Origin of the sequence: Tundrisphaera lichenicola (assembly GCF_051175385.1) — a bacterium.
Classification (GTDB): Bacteria; Planctomycetota; Planctomycetia; order Isosphaerales; family Isosphaeraceae; genus Tundrisphaera; species Tundrisphaera lichenicola.
Window position 1 is genome coordinate 6,157,197 of record NZ_CP195106.1, and the last position, 23,042, is coordinate 6,180,238.

The 23,042-nt window shown below is 65.9% G+C and carries 21 protein-coding genes; 11 read left to right on the plus strand and 10 right to left on the minus strand.

Going from position 1 to position 23,042, the window contains the following annotated elements; translation table 11 throughout:
• The first annotated feature begins 22 nt into the window (after window positions 1–22).
• Window positions 23–1,126, plus strand: a complete 1,104-nt coding sequence (locus P12x_RS24250) for a hypothetical protein (RefSeq protein WP_435007586.1) — start codon at window positions 23–25, stop codon at window positions 1,124–1,126.
• Here P12x_RS24250 and ribF read toward each other — a convergent pair whose 3' ends face one another.
• From ribF to P12x_RS24285, 7 genes are all read right to left on the minus strand, one after another.
• Window positions 1,127–2,068, minus strand: coding sequence for a riboflavin biosynthesis protein RibF (gene ribF / locus P12x_RS24255; protein WP_435007587.1), 942 nt, complete (start codon window positions 2,066–2,068; stop codon window positions 1,127–1,129).
• Window positions 2,069–2,508: 440 nt separating this feature from the next.
• On the minus strand, window positions 2,509–3,609 hold the full coding sequence (locus P12x_RS24260; protein WP_435007588.1) for a hypothetical protein: 1,101 nt from the start codon (window positions 3,607–3,609) through the stop codon (window positions 2,509–2,511).
• A 192-nt stretch (window positions 3,610–3,801) separates the two neighbouring features.
• The gene (locus tag P12x_RS24265) at window positions 3,802–4,368 is read right to left on the minus strand and encodes a hypothetical protein (protein WP_435007589.1); all 567 of its coding nucleotides are present in this window, start codon (window positions 4,366–4,368) and stop codon (window positions 3,802–3,804) included.
• Window positions 4,365–5,084 (minus strand): hypothetical protein, encoded by a 720-nt coding sequence (locus tag P12x_RS24270; RefSeq protein ID WP_435007590.1) that lies wholly within the window; start codon window positions 5,082–5,084, stop codon window positions 4,365–4,367. The genes P12x_RS24265 and P12x_RS24270 overlap by 4 nt, the downstream gene beginning before the upstream one ends.
• A 172-nt stretch (window positions 5,085–5,256) precedes the next feature.
• Window positions 5,257–6,438 carry a HEAT repeat domain-containing protein gene (locus P12x_RS24275; RefSeq protein ID WP_435007591.1) on the minus strand — a complete coding sequence of 394 codons (1,182 nt, stop codon included), beginning with the start codon at window positions 6,436–6,438 and terminating at the stop codon, window positions 5,257–5,259.
• 385 nt (window positions 6,439–6,823) lie between these two features.
• Entirely contained in the window at window positions 6,824–7,255 is a 432-nt protein-coding gene (locus P12x_RS24280; RefSeq protein WP_435007592.1) for a hypothetical protein, read from the minus strand.
• 171 nt (window positions 7,256–7,426) lie between these two features.
• Window positions 7,427–8,128, minus strand: a complete 702-nt coding sequence (locus tag P12x_RS24285) for a GDSL-type esterase/lipase family protein (protein WP_435007593.1) — start codon at window positions 8,126–8,128, stop codon at window positions 7,427–7,429.
• 381 nt (window positions 8,129–8,509) lie between these two features.
• Here P12x_RS24285 and P12x_RS24290 point away from each other — a divergent pair, with 381 nt between their 5' ends.
• From P12x_RS24290 to P12x_RS24325, 8 genes are all read left to right on the plus strand, one after another.
• Window positions 8,510–9,346, plus strand: a complete 837-nt coding sequence (locus P12x_RS24290; protein WP_435007594.1) for a VTT domain-containing protein — start codon at window positions 8,510–8,512, stop codon at window positions 9,344–9,346.
• 73 nt (window positions 9,347–9,419) lie between these two features.
• The gene (locus P12x_RS24295; RefSeq protein ID WP_435007595.1) at window positions 9,420–10,733 is read left to right on the plus strand and encodes a lactate racemase domain-containing protein; all 1,314 of its coding nucleotides are present in this window, start codon (window positions 9,420–9,422) and stop codon (window positions 10,731–10,733) included.
• Window positions 10,734–10,739: 6 nt separating this feature from the next.
• Window positions 10,740–11,105, plus strand: coding sequence for a ribonuclease E inhibitor RraB (locus tag P12x_RS24300; protein WP_435007596.1), 366 nt, complete (start codon window positions 10,740–10,742; stop codon window positions 11,103–11,105).
• A 30-nt stretch (window positions 11,106–11,135) separates the two neighbouring features.
• Complete coding sequence (locus P12x_RS24305) at window positions 11,136–11,633, plus strand: hypothetical protein (protein ID WP_435007597.1); 498 nt, start codon at window positions 11,136–11,138, stop codon at window positions 11,631–11,633.
• A 103-nt stretch (window positions 11,634–11,736) separates the two neighbouring features.
• Window positions 11,737–12,414, plus strand: a complete 678-nt coding sequence (locus P12x_RS24310) for an HAD family hydrolase (protein WP_435007598.1) — start codon at window positions 11,737–11,739, stop codon at window positions 12,412–12,414.
• Between the two features lie 78 nt (window positions 12,415–12,492).
• Window positions 12,493–13,191, plus strand: a complete 699-nt coding sequence (locus tag P12x_RS24315) for a CAAX prenyl protease-related protein (RefSeq protein ID WP_435007599.1) — start codon at window positions 12,493–12,495, stop codon at window positions 13,189–13,191.
• Window positions 13,192–13,370: 179 nt separating this feature from the next.
• Window positions 13,371–14,228 (plus strand): NAD-dependent epimerase/dehydratase family protein, encoded by an 858-nt coding sequence (locus P12x_RS24320; RefSeq protein ID WP_435007600.1) that lies wholly within the window; start codon window positions 13,371–13,373, stop codon window positions 14,226–14,228.
• Window positions 14,229–14,261: 33 nt separating this feature from the next.
• Window positions 14,262–14,795, plus strand: a complete 534-nt coding sequence (locus P12x_RS24325) for a DUF3124 domain-containing protein (protein WP_435007601.1) — start codon at window positions 14,262–14,264, stop codon at window positions 14,793–14,795.
• Here P12x_RS24325 and P12x_RS24330 read toward each other — a convergent pair.
• Window positions 14,773–15,483, minus strand: a complete 711-nt coding sequence (locus P12x_RS24330) for a class I SAM-dependent methyltransferase (protein ID WP_435007602.1) — start codon at window positions 15,481–15,483, stop codon at window positions 14,773–14,775. The genes P12x_RS24325 and P12x_RS24330 overlap by 23 nt on opposite strands.
• Before the next feature lie 264 nt (window positions 15,484–15,747).
• Window positions 15,748–15,948 (minus strand): hypothetical protein, encoded by a 201-nt coding sequence (locus tag P12x_RS24335; protein WP_435007603.1) that lies wholly within the window; start codon window positions 15,946–15,948, stop codon window positions 15,748–15,750.
• 484 nt (window positions 15,949–16,432) lie between these two features.
• Here P12x_RS24335 and P12x_RS24340 point away from each other — a divergent pair, with 484 nt between their 5' ends.
• The gene (locus tag P12x_RS24340; RefSeq protein ID WP_435007604.1) at window positions 16,433–18,112 is read left to right on the plus strand and encodes an efflux RND transporter periplasmic adaptor subunit; all 1,680 of its coding nucleotides are present in this window, start codon (window positions 16,433–16,435) and stop codon (window positions 18,110–18,112) included.
• Between the two features lie 13 nt (window positions 18,113–18,125).
• Entirely contained in the window at window positions 18,126–22,094 is a 3,969-nt protein-coding gene (locus tag P12x_RS24345; protein ID WP_435007605.1) for an efflux RND transporter permease subunit, read from the plus strand.
• Here P12x_RS24345 and P12x_RS24350 read toward each other — a convergent pair whose 3' ends face one another.
• On the minus strand, window positions 22,095–23,042 hold the full coding sequence (locus tag P12x_RS24350; protein WP_435007606.1) for a DUF1559 domain-containing protein: 948 nt from the start codon (window positions 23,040–23,042) through the stop codon (window positions 22,095–22,097). It abuts the gene before it with no gap.

The following is a 23,042-nucleotide window of genomic DNA, read 5'->3' on the forward strand; positions in this document are numbered from 1 at the left end:
AGTCCAGCGGCGAGGCCCGGGCGTGACGATATCCCTCGACCCCGAACCGCTCGATGCCACGATCCACCTGGCCTTCGCCTTCGACATCGGCTACGAGATCGACCTCGATCGGGCTCGGGCGATGCTGCCCGTCGAGTCGGGATTGCTGGCCCGGAGACGCCGGACGCCCGAGTCGATCCGATACCGGCCCGCCCCGCTCCGGATCGGCCTGGACGCCTCGGGGATGGCACTGCCGGGGGGCCAGGCGACGACCCGCCCCCCTCGGGCCGAGCTGACGATCTTCGACTTCGCCGCGATCTCGATGATGGTCGCCTTCCCGGTCCGGGCCACCCCGGCCGAACTCCTCGAGCTGGCCGGTCAACTGGCCGACCCGACCGCCTTGAACGCCGCCGCCCGCCTGGTCGTGAGCCCCTGGGTCGAGCGGCTCCGGCCGGTCGTGGACGGATTCGAGGTCAGCGACCTCAGCGAGGAATATGTCATCTTCCAGCTGGGCGACGTCCGGCCCGAGTGGGTGGCCGAGAACTCCGCCTGGATCGCCGGCCTGATCCGGCTCGAAGCCGGCCCGCTCAGCCAGGCCGAGGTCCGCGAGGCCACCCGGCTCGGGCTCTCCTACACGCCGAGCGACCTGGTCATGCTCGACTGGGCCGCGGGGTTCGTCGCCGACGTCGACTGCGCCGATACCTTGCAGGTGATCGAGTTCGCCAACGTCCAGCTCCTCGAATTCCGCCACATCGACGACCGGCTCGACGACCGCCTCGAGGCCGCCTACCGCCTGATTCATGCCGAGAAGGGGGGTCGCCGACGCTGGCCGGCCGCCTGGCGGACCCACTCGGCCACGGTCCGGAGCGTCCGGGAGCTGGAGATCGAGGCCACCAGCCTCTTCGAACGGGCCGACAACAACCTCAAGCTGATCGGCGACCAGTACCTCTCGCGAGTCTTCGACCTGGCCCGCTCCCGGTTCCACCTGGGGGAGTGGCAGCAGAGCATCCGCCGGAAGCTCGAGGTCGTCGGCGACGTCTACGACCTCCTGGTCCAGCAGGCCGGGGGGACCCGGATGGAGACCCTGGAGATCATCGTGGTCGTCCTGATCGCGATGGAAATCGTCCTGGCCTTGGCCCGACATTAACTAATCAAACTGTGTTCGCATGCAAATTTCTCTAGACTTTTCGATATCGGTGCGGATCTGGCCGAGCAGGTCGTCGAGCCCCTCGAACCGCCGGGTCCCCCGGAGCCTTTCGAGGATATCGAGCTCGATCGACCGGCCGTAGATGTCCCCCCGGAAGTCGATCAGGTGGGCCTCGACCTTGCGGATCTGCTCGCCGAAGGTGGGGTTGGGCCCGATGTTGCAGGCCCCGGCGATGGGCTTCGACTCGCCCGGCAGGTAGGCCCGGACGGCGTAAACTCCGTCGTCCGGGATGAGGGTGTCGATCCCGTCCAGGTTCGCCGTGGGCACCCCGATGCCGGCCCCTCGGCCCGCCCCGTGGGTGACGAGCCCCCGGATCCGGTGCGGTCGGCCCAGGAGCCGGGCGGCCTCGGCCGCCGAGCCCTCGGCCAGGGCCTTGCGGATCCTCGACGACGAGATGATCCCACCCGCATCATCGGTGGGGGTGGCGATCTCGAAGTCGAGCCCCGCCTGCTCGCACCAGGAGCCGAGGATCTGGGCGTCCCCCCCCCGGTCGCGGCCGAAGCCGAAGGTCGGCCCTTCGACCATCCCCCGGGCCCCGAGCTGTTCCAGGATCACCCGGTCGAAGAACTCGCGGGCGGTCAGGCCCAGGAGCCAGGGCCCGGTCCGGAAGACGCCCACACCCGTGGCCCCGGCCGCCTTCATCAACTCGACCCGACGTTCCATCCAGGTCAGCGGGGCGGGCGCGGCTTCGGGCCGGAGGACCGCCACGGGAGGCGGGTCGAACGTCAAGGCGAGCGCGGGCGAGCCGACGGCGTCGGCCCTGGCCCGGAGCCGCTCCAGGAGGTGGGCGTGCCCCCGATGCACGCCGTCGAAGTTCCCGACGGCGACGTAAGCCCCCCGGACCTCGGGGGGAACTCCGGCGAAATCTTCGATCGTGATCACCAACCCTGTCCCTCGGCCCTCGGCCGTTCGGGCGTCCCGCGTGCTCGTCATCCCCCGGGCGGAGAGTCCCGGATTATCGCCCCCGACGCGCCATCGGGTCAATCCCGCGTCGAGATTGGCACCGGGGATTCTCCGAGTCGAAGGTTGCCTCCCGCCTGGTGGGTGTATCACCCCCGGAGACGCAACGACACCCCGCCGAATGGCTTCGTTTCGCACCCCGAATGGCTTCATTCCCGAAACTCCCCCCAGGACCCGCCGGCACTCGAAAAACGGCCCGATTCGCACGGAACCCACCCCAATTTCGCCCAGCTTTTCCGCCCAATTGGGCTGTTTCCTCCCAGAACTAGGATTTTTCTCAACTCGGGTCCGTGCGAGATCAACCCCGAACGGAGCATCCGGCCGGAGGAGACGGTTTCGAGCCTTTCCGAACCTCCGAGCCGTCAAGCGCGGAGCCGTTCGAGCTTCCTTCGTCGGGCCTCGCGACGCCCCTCGGCCCGATGCAGCCGCTTCTCGGCCCGGGACGTGAGGATCTTCGGCACGTCGAGCGACTCGCCGGGGCCGGGCACCTCGTCGGGCGTCAGGTCGAACGGCGGGCAGGCCGAAGGGCCTTGCCAGTGCTGGCGAGCCAGCGGGACCTGGACCGGCGACCTCCCCACCGACTGCTCCCTGGTCAGTTCCTCCGCCTCCTCCTCGATCTGGACGACCCACCGAGGCTTGAGGTCGGGGTGCGGCCCTCGATGGGGCGACTCGTACTTGACCTGGGCCAGGCACCAGTGGAGCCGTCGATGGAGGGTCCCCTCGTAGCGTCGGAGCTTCCGGAGTTCCGGATCCTCATCGTCGGCCAGGTCCGAGCAGGCCAGCGCCCGGTTGACCTCATCGAGGTCGTTCACCAGGTCCCGACGTTCCGTCAACGCGGCGATCTCGCGACGGGCCACGCTTGCCGGGTCGTCGGCGGGCTCGACCATCGTCCCTTGCAGGTCGAGCGAGGCCCCCGGCCTGTGCCCCTCGCGGAACTCGATCGGGGTGCCCAGCAGGTCGAAGGCCAGTCGGGTCTGCTCGGAGGTCCAGCCCCCCTTCACGTCCGCGACATGGGCCAGCATCGCCCATCGGGTCATCAACCACACGCACCCCTGAGGGGTCCGCCGGAGCGCCTCGACCACCTCGCCGGGCCGCTTCGCGAGTTGACCGCCGAGCGTCTCGGCCTGCAACTTCCGGTCGTCGTCCCAGGTCGGTTCCGCCCGGAGCGAGATCTTGTCCCGGACCCGCCGCTCCATCCGCTCGCAACGGTCGATCCGCAGGCTGAGCATGGCGGCCTTGTCGACCAGCCAGGCATGGAACGCATTCTGGGGCTTGAGCGTGTAGTAGTACGCCGAGGCCCGTTCCTGGATCGCCTCGATGCTCTCGGGAACCACGACTGCCGAACACAGCCCATGCTTCAGGGCATTGGCCCGCGACCGTTCCTTCCCTTCGACGGTTTTCGGGCCGGTCGAGCGTGCGGCATTTCGACGATTCGCGGCGATCCGGGCTTCGGAGACGATCATGGGGGCAGCCTCGCGGGGGGGTTCAATGCGATATCCAGCGAATCTCCCCCGAATCTTCGCGCCCGCTCGTCGCTCGAAAACACACTTTCCGCCCAGGATCGCGCGAATTCAGCCCGCTCCATGCGAGCCGCCCGGCCTCGGATCGCTCCAACGGTGACTCGGGTGCGAGAAAAGTCCGGGCTTGGCCCGATTTCAGGCCCCGGACCCTTCCGTTCCCTCGGGGTTGCGGAGTACTGTGGAACTCCGGCCCTTCGTCGCTTCGAGCGAGCGCAAATACTCCTCTCGGAGCGTGAGGAGGTCCCCCGGGATGTCGCGAGGTATCAGCCGCCCCTTTCCCCGTTCTCCGGAATGCAGCGGCTCCAGGGCGTACCGGTTTCCTTTAAAAGTCGGCTTGTCCGCGATGTCGACCAGTGCATACCAGACGGAGAGGACGGTGAGGAGTTTCTCGAACGCGGTCCTCGAATGCACCGCCGAGCTGAGGAGGATGTGAGTGATAGCATACCGCGCGCAGAGTCGCGGCAGCTTCTCGCCACGCTTCTTATTCGGCGTCCTTCCGCCGTCGGTCGTGATCAGCAACCAGCCGTCGCGGGCTATCTGGGGTATCCAGACCTCATCGGGCGTTCCCGATGGCACGATGTCGAGCAGATGCCCAACCTCCGGCTTTTCCCCGCGCCCCATGCCAATGAGCTTCGAGAGTGGCTCGATGGAGGGCTTCCCCATGCACTCATCGAAGAGGAATCGGGCGGTCGTCGGGATCATGCGGCCTTCATGGCCATCAGCGTGTCGAAGTACCGGTTGGCCAGTTCGACTTCCTCCACAGATACCCCGCACGCGGAAGCGGCATCCTCGAAACTTCCCTCCACGTTCGTCGCGAGCCAGAGGGCTTCGGCGGTATATCCGCCCGGTTCGATGATCGGTTCACCGAAGCGGCGGGTCGGGTCAAGGAGCACCACGGCGGCCCCGCTCGTCATCGGGCGGTACTGGCTGGCCAGTTGGCTATCCTCATCGAAAGTGATGTTCTTGAGGAACGGCTCGACGACCTTCCCCAGCATCCGATTACCCTTGTTCTTGCCGGTCAGCTGGATGTATTCGGGCAGCGCATCATCGCCATTCAGTCGGATGACGAGTTGCTGATGGCCGGGAGTTTCGGAGTCGCCGAAGAGGAGGATGTCATGCTTCCGGGCCAGGGGATAGTCCAGACCGTAATGCGTGGTGGCAAGCTCCACGCCCTCCCGAATCCGCTGGAGTGGGACGAGATACCTGGTCCGCACCTCCCGGACGGCGAGCACCTGGACAAGATCGAGGAATGTGACGGTCTTCTCCTCGGAATCCTGGAGCTGCCGCTCGATGACCGGCTTTCCTGCGGAATTCCCGAAAACCCAGCGGACCAGGGCTTTAGGTTCAACCTTGGAGTAGAACGCAGCCTCGGCTGGCGTGTAAATTCCGATCCCGAGGGTGGTCTGGGTCGCATTCATGTGTTTAGTGTACAACGGTGCTCAGGCGAACGGCAATCGGGTCACTCGAAATATCGAGGAGGAACCCGCCATGAAGGGAATTACGGGACGGAAAAAGATGAATTGACACCGAGTTTCCGCCGATCTCATTCCCATTCGCGTCCGTCCACCGTCGGCAAGTGCATGCCCTATTTCAAGGAACTGGATTCGGATCGGCGCGAAGGATCGACTCCAGGAAATTTCGGGTTTCTTGACGATGATCCGGAGCGCCCGCAACCCTCCGAATATCTTCGGAGTAGGTCCGTGCGAGTTTGGCGAGCGCGGCCTCGGCATACGGTCGCATTCTGGGCGCGCCCCGGTCGAAGGCTTCGGCCAGCCCGGGGATGGCCATCCTCCCTACGCCGACTCGTTCGAGGACCAGGCAGGCCGAGAATCGGAGATCGGCATTGGTGGATCCGAGCGCCTCCCCGGCGAGGGCGACCACGCGTTCCCTCGCCGGATCGTCGTCGAGGACCAGGGCCGCCAGCGTCGTGAGGGTCTCGCTCGACCTGCCCTCTCGTTCGCGGTAGACCCTGGCGATCAACCCGGAAGTGGCCCGGTCCGATCGAGGGGCCAGGACCATGAGGGCCTCGATTGCTTCGGAACACCCGATGTTCGAGCAATTCGCCTCGTTCTCCCGATGCCCTTCGAGCGATTTCAGGAGCATCGGCACGGCCTCCTCACCCGCCCCATCGCGGGCCAGGGCGAGGGCCCCGGCGATCCTGACCGCCTGGTCGGGATCGGTCAGCTTCCTTCGGAGGGCCGGTCGCGGATCGAATGATTCGGAATGGCCGACCTGAAAGCTGATCGCGCCAAGCGACCTGGCCGCGGTCCTGCGGACACCGGGGTCGCCGTCGTCCAGGGCGGCGATCAGGGCGGGGAAGGCGATCTCGCGTCCCTCTCCTTGCGGTTGGACCGCGAACCGGATCGAGTCGGCCGCGACCCTCCTGACCCGAGCATCGGAATCGAGGAGTCTCATCGCCAGTTGACGGGCGACCTCGGCCGAGTCGGGCTGGATCATCGGATAGACCTGGACCGCCCGAGCCGCAGTATCGTCGTCGGCGTCCTCCAGCATCGAGCTGACCTCATCGAGGGTCCGAGTTTGATCCAGGCCCTCGATCCGCCCGCGCCGGGCTTCCTCCCACGACTCGAGCCGCCTGGCGATATTTTTCTGGTGGATGCCCCGTCGCCAGACCCGAACCGGGCTCAAGTATTCGCGGACCGCCGCCAGGATGAGCGCGAGCACCCCGATGGCGATGAGCATCGTCGCCGTCTTGAATCGGACCCGGCCCAGGAGGCGGCGGACCAGAGATCGCCAGTGGTTGAGCCGGATCATGTCTCCTCCGGGTCGATCGGCTTGGGTTTCGACCGGCCTGCCCTCACCCCTCGAAGCCCGGGTACGACCCATCCGGGATTCGATCCTCGGCCCACGAAAATGGCCTGGGCTTGAGCATCCTGGCAACTCTGAGAATTGCCGAGCCGTCGATTCCGCAGGCCCTGTTGGCTGGAATTCACCCTCAGCATACTGGACGTGCCGCACGCCCTCACCATTCAATTTATGGAGCTAGTCCCGGTCCATCCGAGTTCCCGTAACCTTCCGTGATTCTATCGTCATCAGGCCGGGTTGCCTAACCCGGTGAATCGCCGAGGTCGGGTGAGAATCCTTTCCGCAATCTACCGGAGAGGCTGGACAAGATCGGGAGTTCCCAACCGGTGGGTGATTAACGGGCTTGATCGCCGGATTTACGGATCAGATAGGCAAGCATCGCCCCGAAGGTGCCGACAACCATCGCGGCTGCGGAGTGGCAGATTTGCAGATAGGGCAAGATCGCGAATTTGTGCGAGGTGATGACCTCCGGGTCGCTCAAGAATCGAGAATCCGTCACGCCCGCGACGTTGAGGTAGATCTCGAGGAAAATCCGGTTCGAGAGGATCGGCGAATCCAACCTTGCGAAACCCGGCCCGATCGTAAACAGGAGATAGAAACCACTGAAGATCGCATATCCGGCCCACTGGTATCTGGATTGATCGCGTCCTGCGGCCGCCATCAAGGTGGAGAATGCCAGCAAGGAGACGGCGATCGTGGTGATGCCACTGGCCGGGATGTTGGCCGGTTGAACCCACAAGGTCATCCAGAGTGCGGATGTCAGCAAGATGAGTGAAAACCCAGCGATGCTGATTTGATATTGCTTTTTTTTGATCATAAATTAATTTGACAGTAAGTCCCGAAGCCTGCATGGCTCCGATCAGGGCAGGACTTGCTCTTCAAATTGAGCGTTGACGGCTACATACGTCATGCACTCGTGGGCAGCAATAGGCATCGCCTACTTCGTCAGGAACGGCCGGACTCGCTCGGCGAGCCGTTTGTAGCCCTCTGGCGAGAAATGCAGGCGGTCCTCGACGAACAACCAGGGGATGGCCCGGCCGTCGGGTGACAGGCTGATGTCGAAGGCGTCGACGTAGCCGACTCGCGGCATCTCCAGGGCCATCGCGCGGACCAGGCGGTTCAGCTCGCGGTACTTGTCGGTCTCGCCCCAGCGCGAGGGGGCCGGGCTCCAGCCGATGAAGAGGATCTCGGTTTTGGGCAGTTTGGTGTGGACGACCCGGACGAAGTCGGCGAAATCCTCGGCCACCTGCCTCGGCGTGCTTCCGTTGTGGATGTCGTTGCCGCCGGCCCTCAGGAAGATCTGCCTCGGCTCGTGCGGGAAGATCAGTCGGTCGGCGAAGTGGGTCGAGTCCACGATCTCGGTGCCGCCGAATCCGCGATTGATGACCGGATAGTCGGGGTAATCCTCGGCCAGCGTCTTCCAGAGCCGGATCGTGGAGGAGCCGATGAACAGGATGCCCCCCTTGGGCGGGGGGGCCTGGCGGTCGGCCTCCTCGTAGGCGGCGACCTCCTTCTCCCACTTCGCATAGTCGTGGGCCTCGGCGGAGTGGGGTCGCGCCGGCTCCTGGGCGGCGGACCGGTCCGTGGGTACGGCCAGGAGCCCGAGGAGGACGGTCGCGGCGAGGGTCGCTCGGTTCATGATTGCGGTCCCCGGGAGCTTGGAGCGATTTCGAGGCTCCATCGTACCGGGGAGGCGGGGGGTCGCAAGAGTCCGTGGTGCGATCCCGGGCGTACCCGCGGATTCGGGGGGTGATGACCGACCCTGGCGGTCATCGGAGCCCGGAGCAAGCTCCGGGGCGGAAAGCGTGATCTTGCTCACGCTATGCCAAGGTGGAGCTTGCTCCGTCGTCGAAGCTCCCCAGAAACCCTGGACACACCCCCGTGTCGCTCCCGGGCGACTCCGGTTTTGACGATCTGGGCGGGATATGGTACCAAATCAGGGTGACCGGCGTTCGGCTCCCGCCCCTGGGGGGGCCACCATGAGCCCCGGCCTTCGATGGGCCTCGACGGGGAGCCGGGCTTGGCGGATGACCTGATTCTACAGTTCGGCTATTTCGGGATCTTCTTCGTGCTGGTCCTGGGCGGCCTCGGGCTGCCCGTCCCCGAGGAAGCCCCGATCATCCTGGCGGCGATCCTCTCGCGCAAGGGGACCATGCACTGGATCCCCGCGCTGGCCTCGTGCTTCGCCGGGGTCCTGGTGGGGGATTTCGTCGTCTATTTCCTGGGATTCTTCTACGGCGAGAAGGTCCTCAGCCTCCCCCTGACCCGGAAGTTCCTGACCCGGGCCCGCGAGGCGCAAATCAAGGGGTATTTCCACCGGCACGGCGTCAAGATCCTGATCCTGGGCCGATTCGCGGTCGGGTTCCGGACGGCGGCCTATCTGACGGCGGGGATCCTCCGGCTCCCGACGCTCAAGCTATTCCTGACCGACCTGGCCGCCGCCTCGTTCAGCACCCTGCTGATGTTCGGCCTGGGCTACGCGTTCGCGTCGAAGGTGGAGGAAGGGTTCAACGAGGCCAAGCATTACATCACCCCGGCGTTCGCGCTGGGGGTGGCGGTCTGGCTGCTCCACCGCTACGTCAAGGCCCGGATGAGGGCCGGGGAACGGGTGGGCCCCCCGGTCCTGGTGAACGAGGACGACGTCCCGCTCCCGCCCGACGACCTCCACCCGATCCCCCGAGGCGTCTCGCCTCCCGCCCCGATCCCCGAGCCGGTCGAGGAGCTGGCGACCCCGAGCCTCCCGGTGATCCCCTCGCCCGGCCTGGAGACCGAGGTCTCGATCGTCGCCGAGCCGCCCGAGCTGACCGGATCGGCGATCGTCCGGGGTCCGTCCCTTTCGAGCGACGGCCCGGCTTGACCTCGCGCCCCTCGGCTTGCTACCTTCCCCGATCTCTCAACGGCCCGGTCGGCACCTCGCGAGCCTCCCTCCGATGACCTTCCCCAAGATCGCCCGAGTCCGCCAGGTCAACGACCAGCCCGAGGTGCTCGACGTCCCTGGGGCCGTCGCGCAGGCCATCCGATCCAGCCGGATCGGCTCGCGGATCAAGCCCGGAGGCTCGGTCGCGCTGACCGTCGGGAGCCGGGGGATCGCCGGGATCGGACCGATCGCCCGGGCGGCGGTCGAGGCCCTGAAGGGGCTGGGGCTCGCCCCATTCGTCGTCGCGGCGATGGGGAGCCACGGGGGGGCGACTTCCCAAGGGCAACGGGCCTTGCTGGCCGAATTAGGCGTGACCGAGGACTCGGTCGGATGTCCGATCCGGTCCGAGATGGAGACGGTGGCCCTGGGCACCAACAGCTTCGGCCTGCCGATCCACTTCGACCGGAATGCGCTGGGGGCCGACGGGATCGTCCTGCTGAACCGGATCAAGCCGCACACCTCGTTCACGGGCCGATACGAGAGCGGCCTGTTGAAGATGCTGACCATCGGCCTGGGCAAGCGGCAGGGGGCCGAGCAGGTCCACAAGCTGGGGCTCCCCGGCCTCCGCAAGCTGTTGCCCGAGGTCGGGGAGTTCCTGATGGGCAAGACGCCGGTGGCCCTGGGGATCGCCCTCCTGGAGAACGCCGAGGAGCGGACCAGCCGGGTGGTCGGGGTCGAGCCCGAGGAGTTGCTCGAAGTCGAGCCCCGACTACTCGACGAGGCCCGGACCCTGATGGCCCGGCTCCCGTTCGACCAGATCGACGTACTGCTGGTCGGCGAACTCGGCAAGAACTACAGCGGGACCGGATTGGACCCCAACGTGATCGGTCGGCAAAGGGTCGAGACGATGCCCGACCTCCCCCGGCCGGTCGTCACCCGCCTGGCCGTCCTGGACCTCTCGACCGAGACCAAGGGGAACGCGACCGGGGTCGGACTCGCCGACCTGACCACCGACCGTCTCGTCGCCGGGATCGACCCGATCCCGATGCGGGTCAACTGCATGACCTCGAACTTCCTCACCAGGGCCAGGGTCCCCCTCAGCCTCCCCACCGACCGCGACGTGATCGCCGCCTGCCTGGACACCTGCTGGCGGATCGACCCCAGCGAAGCCCGGATGGTGATCATCCCCAACACGCTGGAAGTGGCCCACCTCTGGGTCACGCTACCGCTGGCGGGCGAGGTGGAGTCGAATCCAGGACTGGTCTTCGAGTCGGATTTCGAAGAGATGCCGATCGGGGCGGATGGGACTTTGGATCAGGAGATGCTGTTCCCGGAGAGCGTCCGGGGCCGGCGAGCGGCGTCCCTTGCCGAGATCCGAAGGAGCTGAGCCGAGATGGACGAAGATTTCCCGAGCGATGCCGATGGTGATGCCTTGAGGAGAGTCGTGGCTCTCGGGAACGACCTGTCCAGGGCTATGGAAATCGATTACTTCATCGTAGTCCCGAACCGAGAAGTCGGGGAGGTTTTCGCGGCACTGGCCGAGCGAGCCGGATTCCGGGTCGAGTTGGAGCAAGACGAGGAAGCTTCGAATGCGGATGTCGGCGATGAAGCCTCACATTGGACCTGTTATTGCAGCAAGACGATGCTCGCGACTTACCTCGGGGTCACGGAGGCTCAAATCGAACTCGACAAGCTCAGCCGACCTCTCGGTGGCTTCATCGATGGTTGGGGAACTTCGGGAAATCAGGGCGACACCTGAGCCTTTCCGCCAACGCGAGGAATTCGACACGTGAAACCCCGCCGCGTTCGAATCAGTATCCGACAACTGATGATCGGCGTGGCGGTTATTGGGATCATCACCTGGGCTGGTGTGACGGCCCGGAATGTCTATTACGATCATGAACACGGTTATTTGTTGCACACTCAATACCTGAAAGACGGACGACACATCCAGACTTCTGGCCACAACGCCCCATTCTGGCCGCGCTACTGGCGTCGCCTGCTTGCGCGACCCTGGCCAGGGTCGTACGAGTGTCCCTGTGAAGAATGGTCGGGGAGAACGTCGCTCGCGGTTACCCATCCGGGCAGATTCGTCGATGATCGAACCATCTCATCGCTCAACAAATATACAATCTTTGAACTGAACATGCAGCAGCACGAAGCCGGTATTATCAAGCTTCGTCAGATCGCGAAAGATCCCGAGACGAAAGCTTACTTCGACCGTAGTTTTAAATATCTCCCGCGTCCCATCGCCAGTTTGGATGAGGACTTGGCCAATCGAAAATGATGATCAACTCAAGAGGGTTGGACTTTTGCTCGTTACGCATGCCGCGAGATCTCCAATGCACCATCGTTTCCCATCGTCTTCGACCTCATGGAATGGGTGATCGATGAGTCATATCCCCACCATCCAGGCCGTCACCTTCGACCTCGACGGCCTGATGTTCAGCACCGAGTCGGTGTTCTTCCGGGTGGCCTCGGAGATGCTCCGCGACCGGGGCAAAGAGTTCAGCGTCGAGATCATGCGGGCGATGATCGGCCGGCAGCCGGCAGAGTCGGGCAGGGCTCTCCGGACCATGGCGGGGCTGGAGGAGCCTCCCGAGGCCCTGATGGCCGAGGCGATGGGACGCTTCGATGCCTTGATCGACACGGCGGTCCACCCGATGCCGGGGCTGATCGCCTTGTTGGCCCACCTGGGCAAGCTGGGGCTCCCGCTCGCGGTGGCGACGGGTTCGGGGCGGGCCTATGCCGAGCGGATCCTGCACAACCACCAGTTGCGGCATCGATTCGCCCACGTCCTTTGTCGCGAGGATGTGCAAAAGCACAAGCCCGACCCCGAGATCTACCGGATGGCCGCCGAGCGGCTGGGAGTCGAGCCGGCCTCGATGATGGTCCTGGAAGACACCCCGACCGGCCTGGCCGCCGCCAAGGGCTCGGGCGCTTTCGCCGTGGGGATCCCCCACGATCACAGCCCCCTGACCGACCTGGCCGTGGCCGACCTGATCGTCCCCTCGCTGGACGACCCGGCGCTTTTCGCGAGGCTGGCGATCGGTCGCGACTGGCCGTGAATTATGCTAATTCAAGTGAGGGATCGCGCCGCCCGGCTCTCCTCGCGATTTCGACCCGATGTGCCCCAGGAATGTCGCATGACCTCGCCTCCCGCGCCAGATCGTCCCTGGCTCCCTTATGTCCTGCCGATGGCGACGTTCCTCATTTTGACCTCGGCGGAGGACTGGCTGCCCAAGGGGACGGCGGGACCTCATCCGACCTATTACCCGGTCTCCTACGCCTTCAAGATCGCCGTGGTGGCCTTCACCTGCTGGCTCACTCGGTCGACCTGGCGGGACCTTTCGCCCCGGCCCCCGATCAGCCGCTTGCTGCTGGCCTCGGCGATCGGCCTGCTGGTCACGGCGCTCTGGGTTGGGCTGGATGGGTTCTATCCGACGTTCGGAGGGATGGGGGCTCGGGCGGCGTTCGACCCCAACGTGCTCACGCCCGGCTCGAAGGTCGCGTTCCTGGCGGTCCGGATGCTGGGCCTGGTCCTGATCGTCCCGTTCTTCGAGGAACTGTTCTGGCGGTCGTTCGTGATGCGCTGGATCATCGACCCCGAGCGATTCGAAGACGTCCCGATCGGCCGGGTCACGCCGATCGCGGCGGTCGTGACTGCGGCCCTGTTCGCCGTCGAGCACCCGGCCGAATGGCTCCCCGCGCTCCTGACCGGGGCGATCTGGGCGTGGCTACTCCACCGGACCAAGAGCGTCCTGGCCTGCTTCGTGAGCCATGCCGTGGCCAACCTCGGGCTGGGAATCTACGTCCTGACCACGGGCCAGTGGAAATACTGGTGAGCCTCCGACGATTTCCCGGGCCTCGCTGCGGGCTCGCCCTTGCCGGTAGATAGGCCAGAGGTTATCGTTCGAGGATCTCCGGAGGGTCGAGCCGGGGCCCTCGGCCGTCGACGGTTCGCCGGTCCACTCTCCCTCTAGACGCCTTCCGAGGACGACCAACTCGCGAAGGAGGACCGACCATGACGCATCGCGACGAAGACGAAGTGAAAGATCCGGAACCTCTCCCGATCCTCTATGACGACGAGACCGAGGACGACCCGGAAGAAGGGCTGGAGGACGAGGTCCGGACCGTCCTGATCACCGGGGCCTCGGGCAACATCGGCAAGAAGCTCCGGGCGGCCTGGGACGACGCATACGACCTGATCCTGATCGATCGGGAGGCCGACCCCGACGACCCCGAAGTGGTCGCCGCTGACCTCTCCGTGTACGACGAGGAGTGGCTCGCCCTCTTCCACGGGGCCGACACCGTGATCCACCTGGCGGCCACCCCCGATGAGCATTCCTCGTGGGAGGACCTGGTCGGGCCCAACCTGGACGCGGCCTGCAACGTCTTCCACGCGTCGGCCCTGGCGGGGGTCGAGCGGGTCGTCTTCGCCAGCTCGAACCACGCGATGGGCGGGTATCGCGACCTGGGGGACATCGACATTACGGTCGACCTCCCGCCCCGGCCCGGCAACCCCTACGGCGCGGCGAAGTTGATGGTCGAGCGGCTGGGCAAAAGCCTCTCGGGCATCTACGAGATGACCTTCGTCGCCCTCCGCCTCGGCTGGGTCCAGCGCGGGAAGAACCGCCCGGAGACCCTGCCCGACGAGTGGAACAAGGAACTCTGGCTCTCCGACGGCGACATGGTCCGCCTCTTCGATCGGGCCGTCGAGGCCGACCTCGGCGATCGATCGTTCGTCATCGTCAACGGGATGTCGAACAATCACGGGACGCGCTGGGACCTGGCCAGCTCGTTCGAGTCGATCGGCTTCGCGCCCAAGGACGACGCCTTCGCCGAGGATACGAAGCATCCCGGGCCGCGGAGCCTCGGCTGATCCCCCGGACCTGGACCGCCATCGGAGCCTCGGATGCGAGCCACCGCGATCGCCCTGACCCTGATCGTCGCGATCGCCTCGTGCGACGGGCCGGGGGGGAATTCCCGCTCGAAGCGGGCCGACCTGAAGAGTCAGGGCCTCGTCGAAGTCGGCCCGATCGACGAGACCAAGATCGTCGCCGGCCAGACGATCTTCGTGCCGGCCTGCTCGCACGTCTACACCGCCGACAATGCCCAGCCGCTGAACCTGGCCACCACCCTGATCGTCCGGAACACCGACCCCGATCGGCCGATTGTCCTGGTCCGCGTCCGCTACCACGATTCGAGGGGCAAGCTCGTCCGAGAGCTGGTCAAGACGCCCAGCCGGCTCGCCCCCCTGGCCTCGGCCGAGTTCTTCGTCGGGGAGAGCGACGACAGCGGAGAGGCCTCGCCCAGCTTCCTGGTCGAGTGGGTGGCCGAACAATCGGGAAGCGAACCCCTGGCCGAGACGGTGATGATCAGCACGGCAGGAACTCAGGGGATTTCCTTTACATGGACCGGCCGGGTCATCCGTTCGCCTCAGCCTTGACCGTCGCGTCGGCTTTCTCCCACCGGGCCGCCCATCCCAGCGGCTTGCCGACGTAGGGTAGGGCCCTGGGGATGACCTCGGCCAGCTCGCCGGGGACGATCAGGGTCCGCTCCTCGATGAGACTCCAGCCGGCTCGGTTTGCGGCCCCAAGGTAGTCGGCGACCTCGCGGTGGACGGTTGTGATGTGGCGACGCTCGCCCGAGGCCGGGTCGATGAACCGGGCCCTCTGCCCTCCGGCGGTCCGCTCGGGATGGAGGGCGGATAGCACGGATCGACCACCGGGAACCGTGACCCGGGCGGCCTCGCTCAGGACCGCTTCGAGGTCTTCGAGATGCTCGGCGACCAGTCCCAGGACGACAAGGTCGAAGGTGGCATCGGGGAAGGGGAGGGGATCGGGGAGGCGGTGGAGGACCCAGTGGACCGGGGCCAGCCCCAGCTTGTCGCGAGCCAGGGTCATCATCTCCGGGACCGCGTCGACCGCCACGACCTCGGCCCCCGCCTCGACCAGGGGGAGCGTGTGTCGACCGGTCCCGCATCCGAGGTCGAGCACCTTCCGGCCCCGGATCGGACCGAACCAGGATCGGAGGACCGACCCCTCGATGGCCGTCAGCGGATTTCCGTCGTCGTCGTAAAGCGGGGCCCAGGCGGCGTATCCCTCGCGGATCGACAGGTCTTCGCCGATTGGCACGGCTTGCTCCTCGAATCAGGGAGAGCCTCATGGCTTCGATTGGGTAGACGAGGGAACCCCAGCTCCGGTTCGGACCGGTTGTTCCTTAGTCTACTTCGACGTGGGTGGGCGTCGCTTCGTTGGGTGCCATGCTCTCGATCCCGGTCACGGTAGGGCGAGGCCTGCCCTACGGGGGGAATCCAAATCCGAGCGGGGACGAATCCCTCTCGCCCGCAAGTCGAGGTTGCCTCCGGAGGCGACTGGTTGTACAGTTAGAGAAGTCAATCAAACCATTTCCAGGGAGTTGTCCCGGATGATGGCCCATCGCCGCCCGACATTGCGGACCCTGCTGAGCACCTTGGTGGTGCTGGTGGGGACGTTGTCGGCATCGGCGATCGCTTCCGCCTGCTCCCCGGAGCCTGCCCGGTCGAAGCCGCTATCCTGCTGCGTCGGGAAGCCTCGGGTTGAGTGCGGTTGTTGCTCCAAGAAGGCTCAGGACTCGATTCCGGAATCGCCGAGACTCTCAAGAGTTGCGTCGTCCGGGCATTTCGAAGTTGCTGAGGTGATCTCGTCCCCTCGATCGTGCGAATGCCGGATCGAGGCTCCCTCGGCACCCGCCCAGGTTCCGGAGTCACGCTCGGACCTGAATCCTCGGGGGGATCGGCTTTCTCGATCCGCCTCGATCGTCCCGCACCCTATTTCGCTCAAGCGGGCGACCTCCTACGACCGAGCCTCAATCCAGGTTGGTTCGCTCGTCTTTCCGCTCTACCTGCGGACTTCCCACCTGCTGATCTAGCCCTTCTCGGCGATGCTCCTGTGCCTTGCGCGTGCGATCCGTCATCGATGCTTCGATGAGGTCTCGTTCGTCCCGGGCACCCAGGTCCTGTACTAGGTTTCGTTCGCGAACCAGTCACGCCGATCGCGCCGAGAGGTCCCTTCCAGGGGGCCTCGGCTCGTGGAGGGTTGAATCATGGCTTCCCCGCTGCTCCCGGAACGACCGGAACCCGCTGCGACGCTCTCGCGATGGCAGAAGATCCGGCTGGTCGTCAAGGTGGTCGAGCTTCGACTCCGATTCATCGTCCTGATGGTCGGAACGGGCCTCGTGTTCGGTTACTGGGACACGATCAAGAACCACTACGAGAAGTGGTCCCGACCGCCCGGCGATCGCCACGTGGCCGCGCACGACTTCGAATATTACTGCCCGATGCATCCGACCGTGATCCAGGCGGAAGCGGGCCATTGCCCGATCTGCGGGATGCCGCTTTCGAAGCGCAAGAAGGGGGAGAAAGAGACGCTCTCGCCCGGAGTTACGGCCCGGATCAACCTCTCGCCGCTCCGGATCAGTCAGGCGGGATTGCGGACCTCGGAGGTGAGCTATCGACCGCTCGCGGAGACGGTGACGACCGTGGGATCGGTGACGATCGACGAGCGGCGGCTCGCCCGGATCTCGTCGAAGACGAAGGGGATGTCGCGCGTCGAGAAGCTGTTCGTGAACTTCACCGGCACGCCGGTCCGCGAGGGGGAACCGCTCGCCGAGCTTTACAGCCCGGAACTCTACCAGGCGATCCAGGAAGCCTTGCTGGCCCAGAAGTATGCGGGGCAGACGTCGAAGCTCCAGACCTCGATCGGCCGGACCGCGCTGGGGGACCCGGGCGGCTTGCTCCGATCCTCGAAGGAGAAGCTCAGCCTCTGGGGGATCGGCGAGGCACAGATCGAGGAGATCCTCGCGAAGGGGCAATCCGACTTCAAGTTGCCGATCCTCTCGCCGATCGGCGGGGTGATCGTCCGGAAGAACGTGGTCGAGGGGCAGTATGTCAGCGAGGGGGAGGCGATGTTCGAGGTGGCCGACCTCGGCCACGTCTGGATCCAGGCCCAGATCTACGAGGATCAGATCGCCCTGGTCCGGGTCGGTCAGAAGGTCGAGGCCACCGTCGAGGCCTATCCCGGGCGGGTCTTCCCCGGGACGGTCGCCTTCAAGGACCCGATCCTGAATCCGGCCACGCGGACCCTGAACGTCCGGTACGACCTCGAGAACCAGGATGGGCAGCTACAGCCGGGGATGTTCGCCACCGTGACCTTGAAGACCCCGATCGCCGAGACGCCCGAGTTCCAGGGTCGGCTGGCCACGACCTTGCCGGGCAGGGGCCTCGCGAGGAAGGTCAGTCTCACCGTCGCCGAGCAGGAGAAATGCCTGGTCACGAATGCGAAGCTGGGCTCGATGGGGGACCCGGTCCCGGTCGACGTCGAGGGGAAACACCTCTGGATGTGCTGCTCTTCGTGCGAGTCGAAGCTCAGGGGGCATCCCGCGAAATTCCTTTCCCGCCTCGATCCGGCCCCGATCGACTCGGTCCTCTCGGTCTCCGAGACCTCGGTCATTGACACGGGGACGAAGAAGATCGTCTTCGTCGAGGCCGAACCCGGCGTCTTCGAAGGCCGAGAGGTCGTCCTGGGCTCCCCCTCGGGCAACCTCTACCCGGTCCTCGAAGGGCTGGCCCCGGGCGAGAAGGTGGCCGAAGCCGGGGCCTTCCTGCTCGATGCCGAGACTCGCCTGAACGCGGGGGCCGCGCCGGCCGCCCCCGAGCCTCAGGCCACTCCCTCCGCCCCGACCCGGGCCGCGAAGTCCGGCCCGATGGCCGCTCACGTGCATTGAGGAGGGGCGGCCGATGATCGAGAACATCATCGAGTGGTCGATCCGCAACCGGTTCGTCGTGATCCTGGTGGCGATCGTCGTCGGGGTCGCGGGCTTCCGGGCGTTGATGACGATGCCGTTGGACGCGATCCCCGACCAGTCCGAGAACCAGGTGATCGTCTTCACCGACTGGTTGGGCCGGAGCCCCCAGGAGATCGAGGACCAGGTCACCTATCCCCTCTCGGTGAATCTGCAGGGGCTCGCCGGGGTGAAGGTCGTCCGATCGTCGAGCGAATTCAACTTCTCGATGATCAACATCATCTTCGACGAGTCGATTGATTATTACTTCGCCCGAGAACGAGTCCTCGAACGGCTCTCGATCGCCTCCACCTTCCTGCCCCCCGACGTCACCCCGTACATGGCCCCCGACGCCACGGCGGTCGGGCAGATCTTCTGGTACACCGTCGAAGGGGAGAGCCAGGATCTCGGCGAACTCCGGGCGATCCAGGATTGGTACGTCCGGTATCAGTTGAACTCGGTCCCGGGCGTGGCCGAGGTCGCCTCGGTCGGCGGGGCGCCTCGCGAATACCAGATCGACATCGACCCCAACCAGCTCCGGGCCTACGGCGTGAGCCTGGGCGAGATCAACTCGGCGATCGCCCGGTCGAACTCCTCGGTCGGCGGCCGGGTGATCCACAAGGGGAACGCCGAGTACCTGATCCGGTCGGTCGGCTGGATCAAGGGGGTCGACGACATCCGGAACACCGTGGTCGCCGAGCGGGGCGGGGTGCCGATCTACGTCAAGACCGTGGCCTCGGTCCAGATGGGGCCGGGCTTCAAGCGGAGCGTCCTGGAGAAGGACGGCCGGGAGATGGTCGGCGGCGTGGTCCTGATGCGGTACGGCGAGAACCCGCTGGAGGTCACGAGGAAGGTCAAGGAGAAGATCGCGACGCTCTCCGCCGGGCTCCCCGAAGGGGTCCGGATCGTGCCGTTCTACGACCGGACCCCGCTGATCAACAAGGCGCTGGCGACGATCTCGGACACGGTGAAGGAAGAGATCATCATATCCACGATCTCCATCCTCCTGATCATGGGGCACCTGGGCGGGGCGTTCGTGGTCTCGCTGACCCTGCCGATGGCGATCCTCTTCAGCTTCCTGATGATGAAGCTGTTCGGCATCCCCTCGAACATCATGAGCCTGGCGGGCATCGCGATCTCGGTGGGGATCCTCCAGGACCAGGCGGTCGTGATGACCGAGAACGCGGCGCACCACCTGACCAAGCGCTTCGGCAAGGCCCGGATCACCGGCAACGTGCTCGACACCATCATCCCCGCGTGCCGGACCGTGGGGCGGCCGATCTTCTTCTCGATCCTGATCACGGTCCTGTCGTTCCTGCCGGTCTTCGCCCTGACCGGCCGGTCGGGGAAGATGTTCCACCCCCTGGCCTGGACCAAGACCTTCGCCCTGATCGGCGTGGCGATCCTGGCCATCACGCTGGTCCCGGCCCTGATCCCGATCTTCCTCCGGGGTCGGATCAAGTCCGAGGAGGAATCGTGGCTGGTCCGCACGATGATCTCGATCTTCAAGCCGATGCTCTCCTGGCTGATGGACCGGACCACGCTGGTCTGCTGGCTGTTCGCGATCATCCTGGGCTGCGGCTACCTGGCCTCGACCCGGCTGGGCCACGAGTTCATGCCGCCGCTGGACGAGGGCTCGATCCTCGAGATGCCGACCTCGGTGCCGAGGATCTCGGTGACGCAGGTCACGTCCGACCTGAAGACCCGGGACGCGGTGCTCCGGGAGTTCCCCGAGGTCCTCCTGGTGGTCGGCAAGGCGGGCCGGGCCGAGACCGCGACCGACCCCTCGCCGCTGGACATGATCGAGACGATCATCAACCTGCAGGACCGAGAACTCTGGCCCAAGCGGAAGCTCCGGTTCGAGGACGCCCTCTGGGAAGCGTCGGCCGCACTCGGGGCGCTCCAGGCCGGGGGGATGATCCGTCCCGACGTCAAGCCTGAGGATCGCGAGGCGCTCCTGAACGAGTCGGCGATGGAGGTCGTCACCCGGGTCGATGTCACGCTCCGGGAACTCGCGCTCCGGAAATTGAAGGAGGCTCGCCCGGAGCTCGGCCGAGGCCTGATCGGAGAGGTCGTGAGCCAGATCCTCGAACGGGTCGAGCCCCGGAACCTCCGGCGCAAGCCGACCGGACCCGAACGCGAGGACCTGATCGGGATGCTGTCCGCGAGCTATGGCGATCGACTCGCCATCGACCCTCGGCCCGAGGACGTCAGGGCGGCGGCCGAGGACGCATCGAAGCGGCTGGTCGACCTGGGCGTCCTCGAAGATCGGGCCGATCTGCTGGCTCCCCGATCGAGGGGCTGGGAACGGGCCTCGGAGGCGGTCGGCGAGCTGATCGGTTCGCCGAAAGAGACCTTCTTCACCAGGCTCCACGCGTCGGTCGTCGAGCGCCACGACTCGCTGATGAAGGCCCGGATGAAGTCGACGAACTGGGACCTGTTCGACTCGGCCGTGCCCGAGGCGGTCGAGGCGTCGGTCGAGCAGGTCCTGACGCTGGCCGCCTCGAAGAAACTCGGGGCGAAAGCGGCCAGCCCCGACGATTTGAAGGCGATCCGGGCCTCGCTCGAAGGGCCGCTTTACGACCACCTTTTCCTCTGGAAGAAGGAGAAGCAGGACCTCGTCGACGAGATGGACACCGCGCTCCAGGTCCCCGGCTGGGGGAACATCTTCACGCAGCCGATCATCAACCGGATCGAGATGCTCGCCACCGGGGTCAGGACTCCGGTCGCCGTGAAGGTCTTCGGCGACGACCTGGGCAAGATCCAGGACGCGAGCCAGCGGATCGCGGAAGTCCTCCGGGGGATCCGGGGGGCGAACGGGGTGGTGCCCGATCAGGTCGTCGGCAAGGGATATATCGAGATCGACATCAATCGGGAAAAGGCCGCGCGTTACGGCGTGCAGGTGGGCGACATCCAGGAGGTGGTCGAGGTGGCCATGGGCGGCAAGCCGATCACGATGACCGTCGAGGGGCGGGAACGCTTCCCGGTCCGGATCCGCTACGCCCGGGATTTCCGGGGGAATGAGGAGGACCTGAAGCGGCTCCTGGTCCAAGGGCGAAGTTCCCCCTCGGGGATGGATCAGCCCGGCCCGCCCGGCCCGCCGCTCCAGGTGCCGATCGCCGAGGTCGCCGACGTCCGGGTGGTGGAAGGCCCCTCGATGATCAAGAGCGAGAACGGGCTCCTCCGGGCCTACATCCAGCTCACCGTCGCCGGGCGCGACGAGGTGGGGTTCGTCGAGGAAGCCCGTCGGATCGTCGACGAGCGGGTGAAGCTCCCCCGGGGGATGTACATCGAGTGGGCCGGCCAGTTCGAGAACGAGCTGAAGACCCGGCGGACCCTGGCCTTTGTGTTCCCGGCCGTGATCGCGGTGATCGTGATGATCCTGTACCTGACCTATCGGAGCTGGATCGACGCGTTGCTGATGATGACGAGCGTCCTGGGAGCCCTGGCCGGCGGGGCGATCTTCCAGTGGTTGTTCGGGTTCAACTTCTCGGTCGCGGTCTGGGTGGGGTACATCGCCTGCTTCGGGATGGCGACCGAGACGGGGATCGTGATGCTGGTCTATCTCCGAGAGGCCGTCGACGAGCGCGGCGGGCTGGCGAATATCCGGTCGGTCGAGCAGCTCCGCGAGGCGATCCTGGAAGGGGCCATCCACCGGCTCCGTCCCAAGCTCCTGACCGAGGGGACGACCATCCTCTCGATCGCCCCGATGCTCTGGGCGACCGGGGTCGGGGCCGAGGTCGTCCGGCCGATGGCCGCGCCCGTGCTCGGGGGCCTCCTGATCGCCGACGAGGTGATCGACGTCTTCCTGCCGGTCCTCTACTTCACCGCGCAGAAATGGCGATGGCGGAAGCTCCACAAGCTCGGCCCGTTCGAGGTCCGGGTCCGCCCGGAAGTCACGCCCGAGCCCGCGCTCGCACCTTGATCAGTATTGGTCCGAGCTGATGACCTCGCCGCCGGCCCTGGTGGAGAGGGCGCTGAAGACCTTGGGGTTGATGGTCTCCTTGACGAAACGGACCGAGCCGTCGCAGAACAGGAAGTTGCAGCCGCCCGGGTGGAGGCTCCAGAAGTCGTCGGCTCCGGCGTCCTTGTAGTTCGGGACGTCGACCCAGACCTGGTTCGGCGACGGCCCGGTGTGGCCCAATACCATGACATTTGCGTTGGGCTCGCACTCGCGCTCGTGCCAGCTCGGGCTGGTGCAGGCCTGGGCGAACGGGATCACGCCGACCCAGGTGGCGTCGGCGACGTTCCTCGACCGCTCTCCGGCCATCAGGGTGCCGGAGGTCCCGTCCTGGATATCGCGGACGCCGACCCGACTGTTCCGGTAGAAGACCCCGTTGTTCGTGGCGGGATACTCGATCACCTCGAACTGCCCGGCCGAGGCCACATAGTTGCTCGGGGAAAGGTCCTGGATCAGGACCTGATTGTTGGAGTCGGTCAGGCGGATCGGCCCGAAGTCGGGCGAGCTCGGGCAGAGGAAGACCGAGAGCCGAAGCTCGCGGACGGTCGAAGAACCCGGCGAGGTGATCGGCAAGCTGAAGTTGGTCGCGTTGTAGGCCGCCGATTGCTCCAGGTTATTCAAAATCAAGCTCCCCCAGGCCCAGCCGGGGCCGGTCTCCGGGCTGTTCAGTTGACCGCTCTGGGTTGCCGTGATGTAGCCGGGCGGGAACGTGTCGTGGGTCGAGTGATAGTTGTGCATCGCCACGGCAATCTGCTTCAGATGGCCGACGCATTGAGAGCGCCGGGCGGCCTCACGCGAGGCTTGCACGGCCGGGAGGAGCAGGCCCAGCAAAACGCCGATGATCGCGATGACCACCAATAGCTCGATCAGCGTAAAGGCTCGCCGGCTGCGGTCGGGGGTCGCAAGGCGCAT

What these genes read in the sequence shown, in the direction of transcription:
- P12x_RS24295 (WP_435007595.1), top strand. Translation starts at nt 9,420, where the DNA reads ATGACCTTCCCCAAGATCGCCCGAGTCCGCCAGGTCAACGACCAGCCC.
- P12x_RS24340 (WP_435007604.1), top strand. Translation starts at nt 16,433, where the DNA reads ATGGCTTCCCCGCTGCTCCCGGAACGACCGGAACCCGCTGCGACGCTC.
- P12x_RS24300 (WP_435007596.1), top strand. Translation starts at nt 10,740, where the DNA reads ATGGACGAAGATTTCCCGAGCGATGCCGATGGTGATGCCTTGAGGAGA.
- P12x_RS24315 (WP_435007599.1), top strand. Translation starts at nt 12,493, where the DNA reads ATGACCTCGCCTCCCGCGCCAGATCGTCCCTGGCTCCCTTATGTCCTG.
- P12x_RS24345 (WP_435007605.1), top strand. Translation starts at nt 18,126, where the DNA reads ATGATCGAGAACATCATCGAGTGGTCGATCCGCAACCGGTTCGTCGTG.
- P12x_RS24310 (WP_435007598.1), top strand. Translation starts at nt 11,737, where the DNA reads ATGAGTCATATCCCCACCATCCAGGCCGTCACCTTCGACCTCGACGGC.
- P12x_RS24275 (WP_435007591.1), bottom strand. Translation starts at nt 6,438, where the DNA reads ATGATCCGGCTCAACCACTGGCGATCTCTGGTCCGCCGCCTCCTGGGC.
- P12x_RS24325 (WP_435007601.1), top strand. Translation starts at nt 14,262, where the DNA reads ATGCGAGCCACCGCGATCGCCCTGACCCTGATCGTCGCGATCGCCTCG.
- P12x_RS24350 (WP_435007606.1), bottom strand. Translation starts at nt 23,042, where the DNA reads ATGCGCCTTGCGACCCCCGACCGCAGCCGGCGAGCCTTTACGCTGATC.
- P12x_RS24285 (WP_435007593.1), bottom strand. Translation starts at nt 8,128, where the DNA reads ATGAACCGAGCGACCCTCGCCGCGACCGTCCTCCTCGGGCTCCTGGCC.
- P12x_RS24320 (WP_435007600.1), top strand. Translation starts at nt 13,371, where the DNA reads ATGACGCATCGCGACGAAGACGAAGTGAAAGATCCGGAACCTCTCCCG.
- P12x_RS24260 (WP_435007588.1), bottom strand. Translation starts at nt 3,609, where the DNA reads ATGATCGTCTCCGAAGCCCGGATCGCCGCGAATCGTCGAAATGCCGCA.
- P12x_RS24265 (WP_435007589.1), bottom strand. Translation starts at nt 4,368, where the DNA reads ATGATCCCGACGACCGCCCGATTCCTCTTCGATGAGTGCATGGGGAAG.
- P12x_RS24270 (WP_435007590.1), bottom strand. Translation starts at nt 5,084, where the DNA reads ATGAATGCGACCCAGACCACCCTCGGGATCGGAATTTACACGCCAGCC.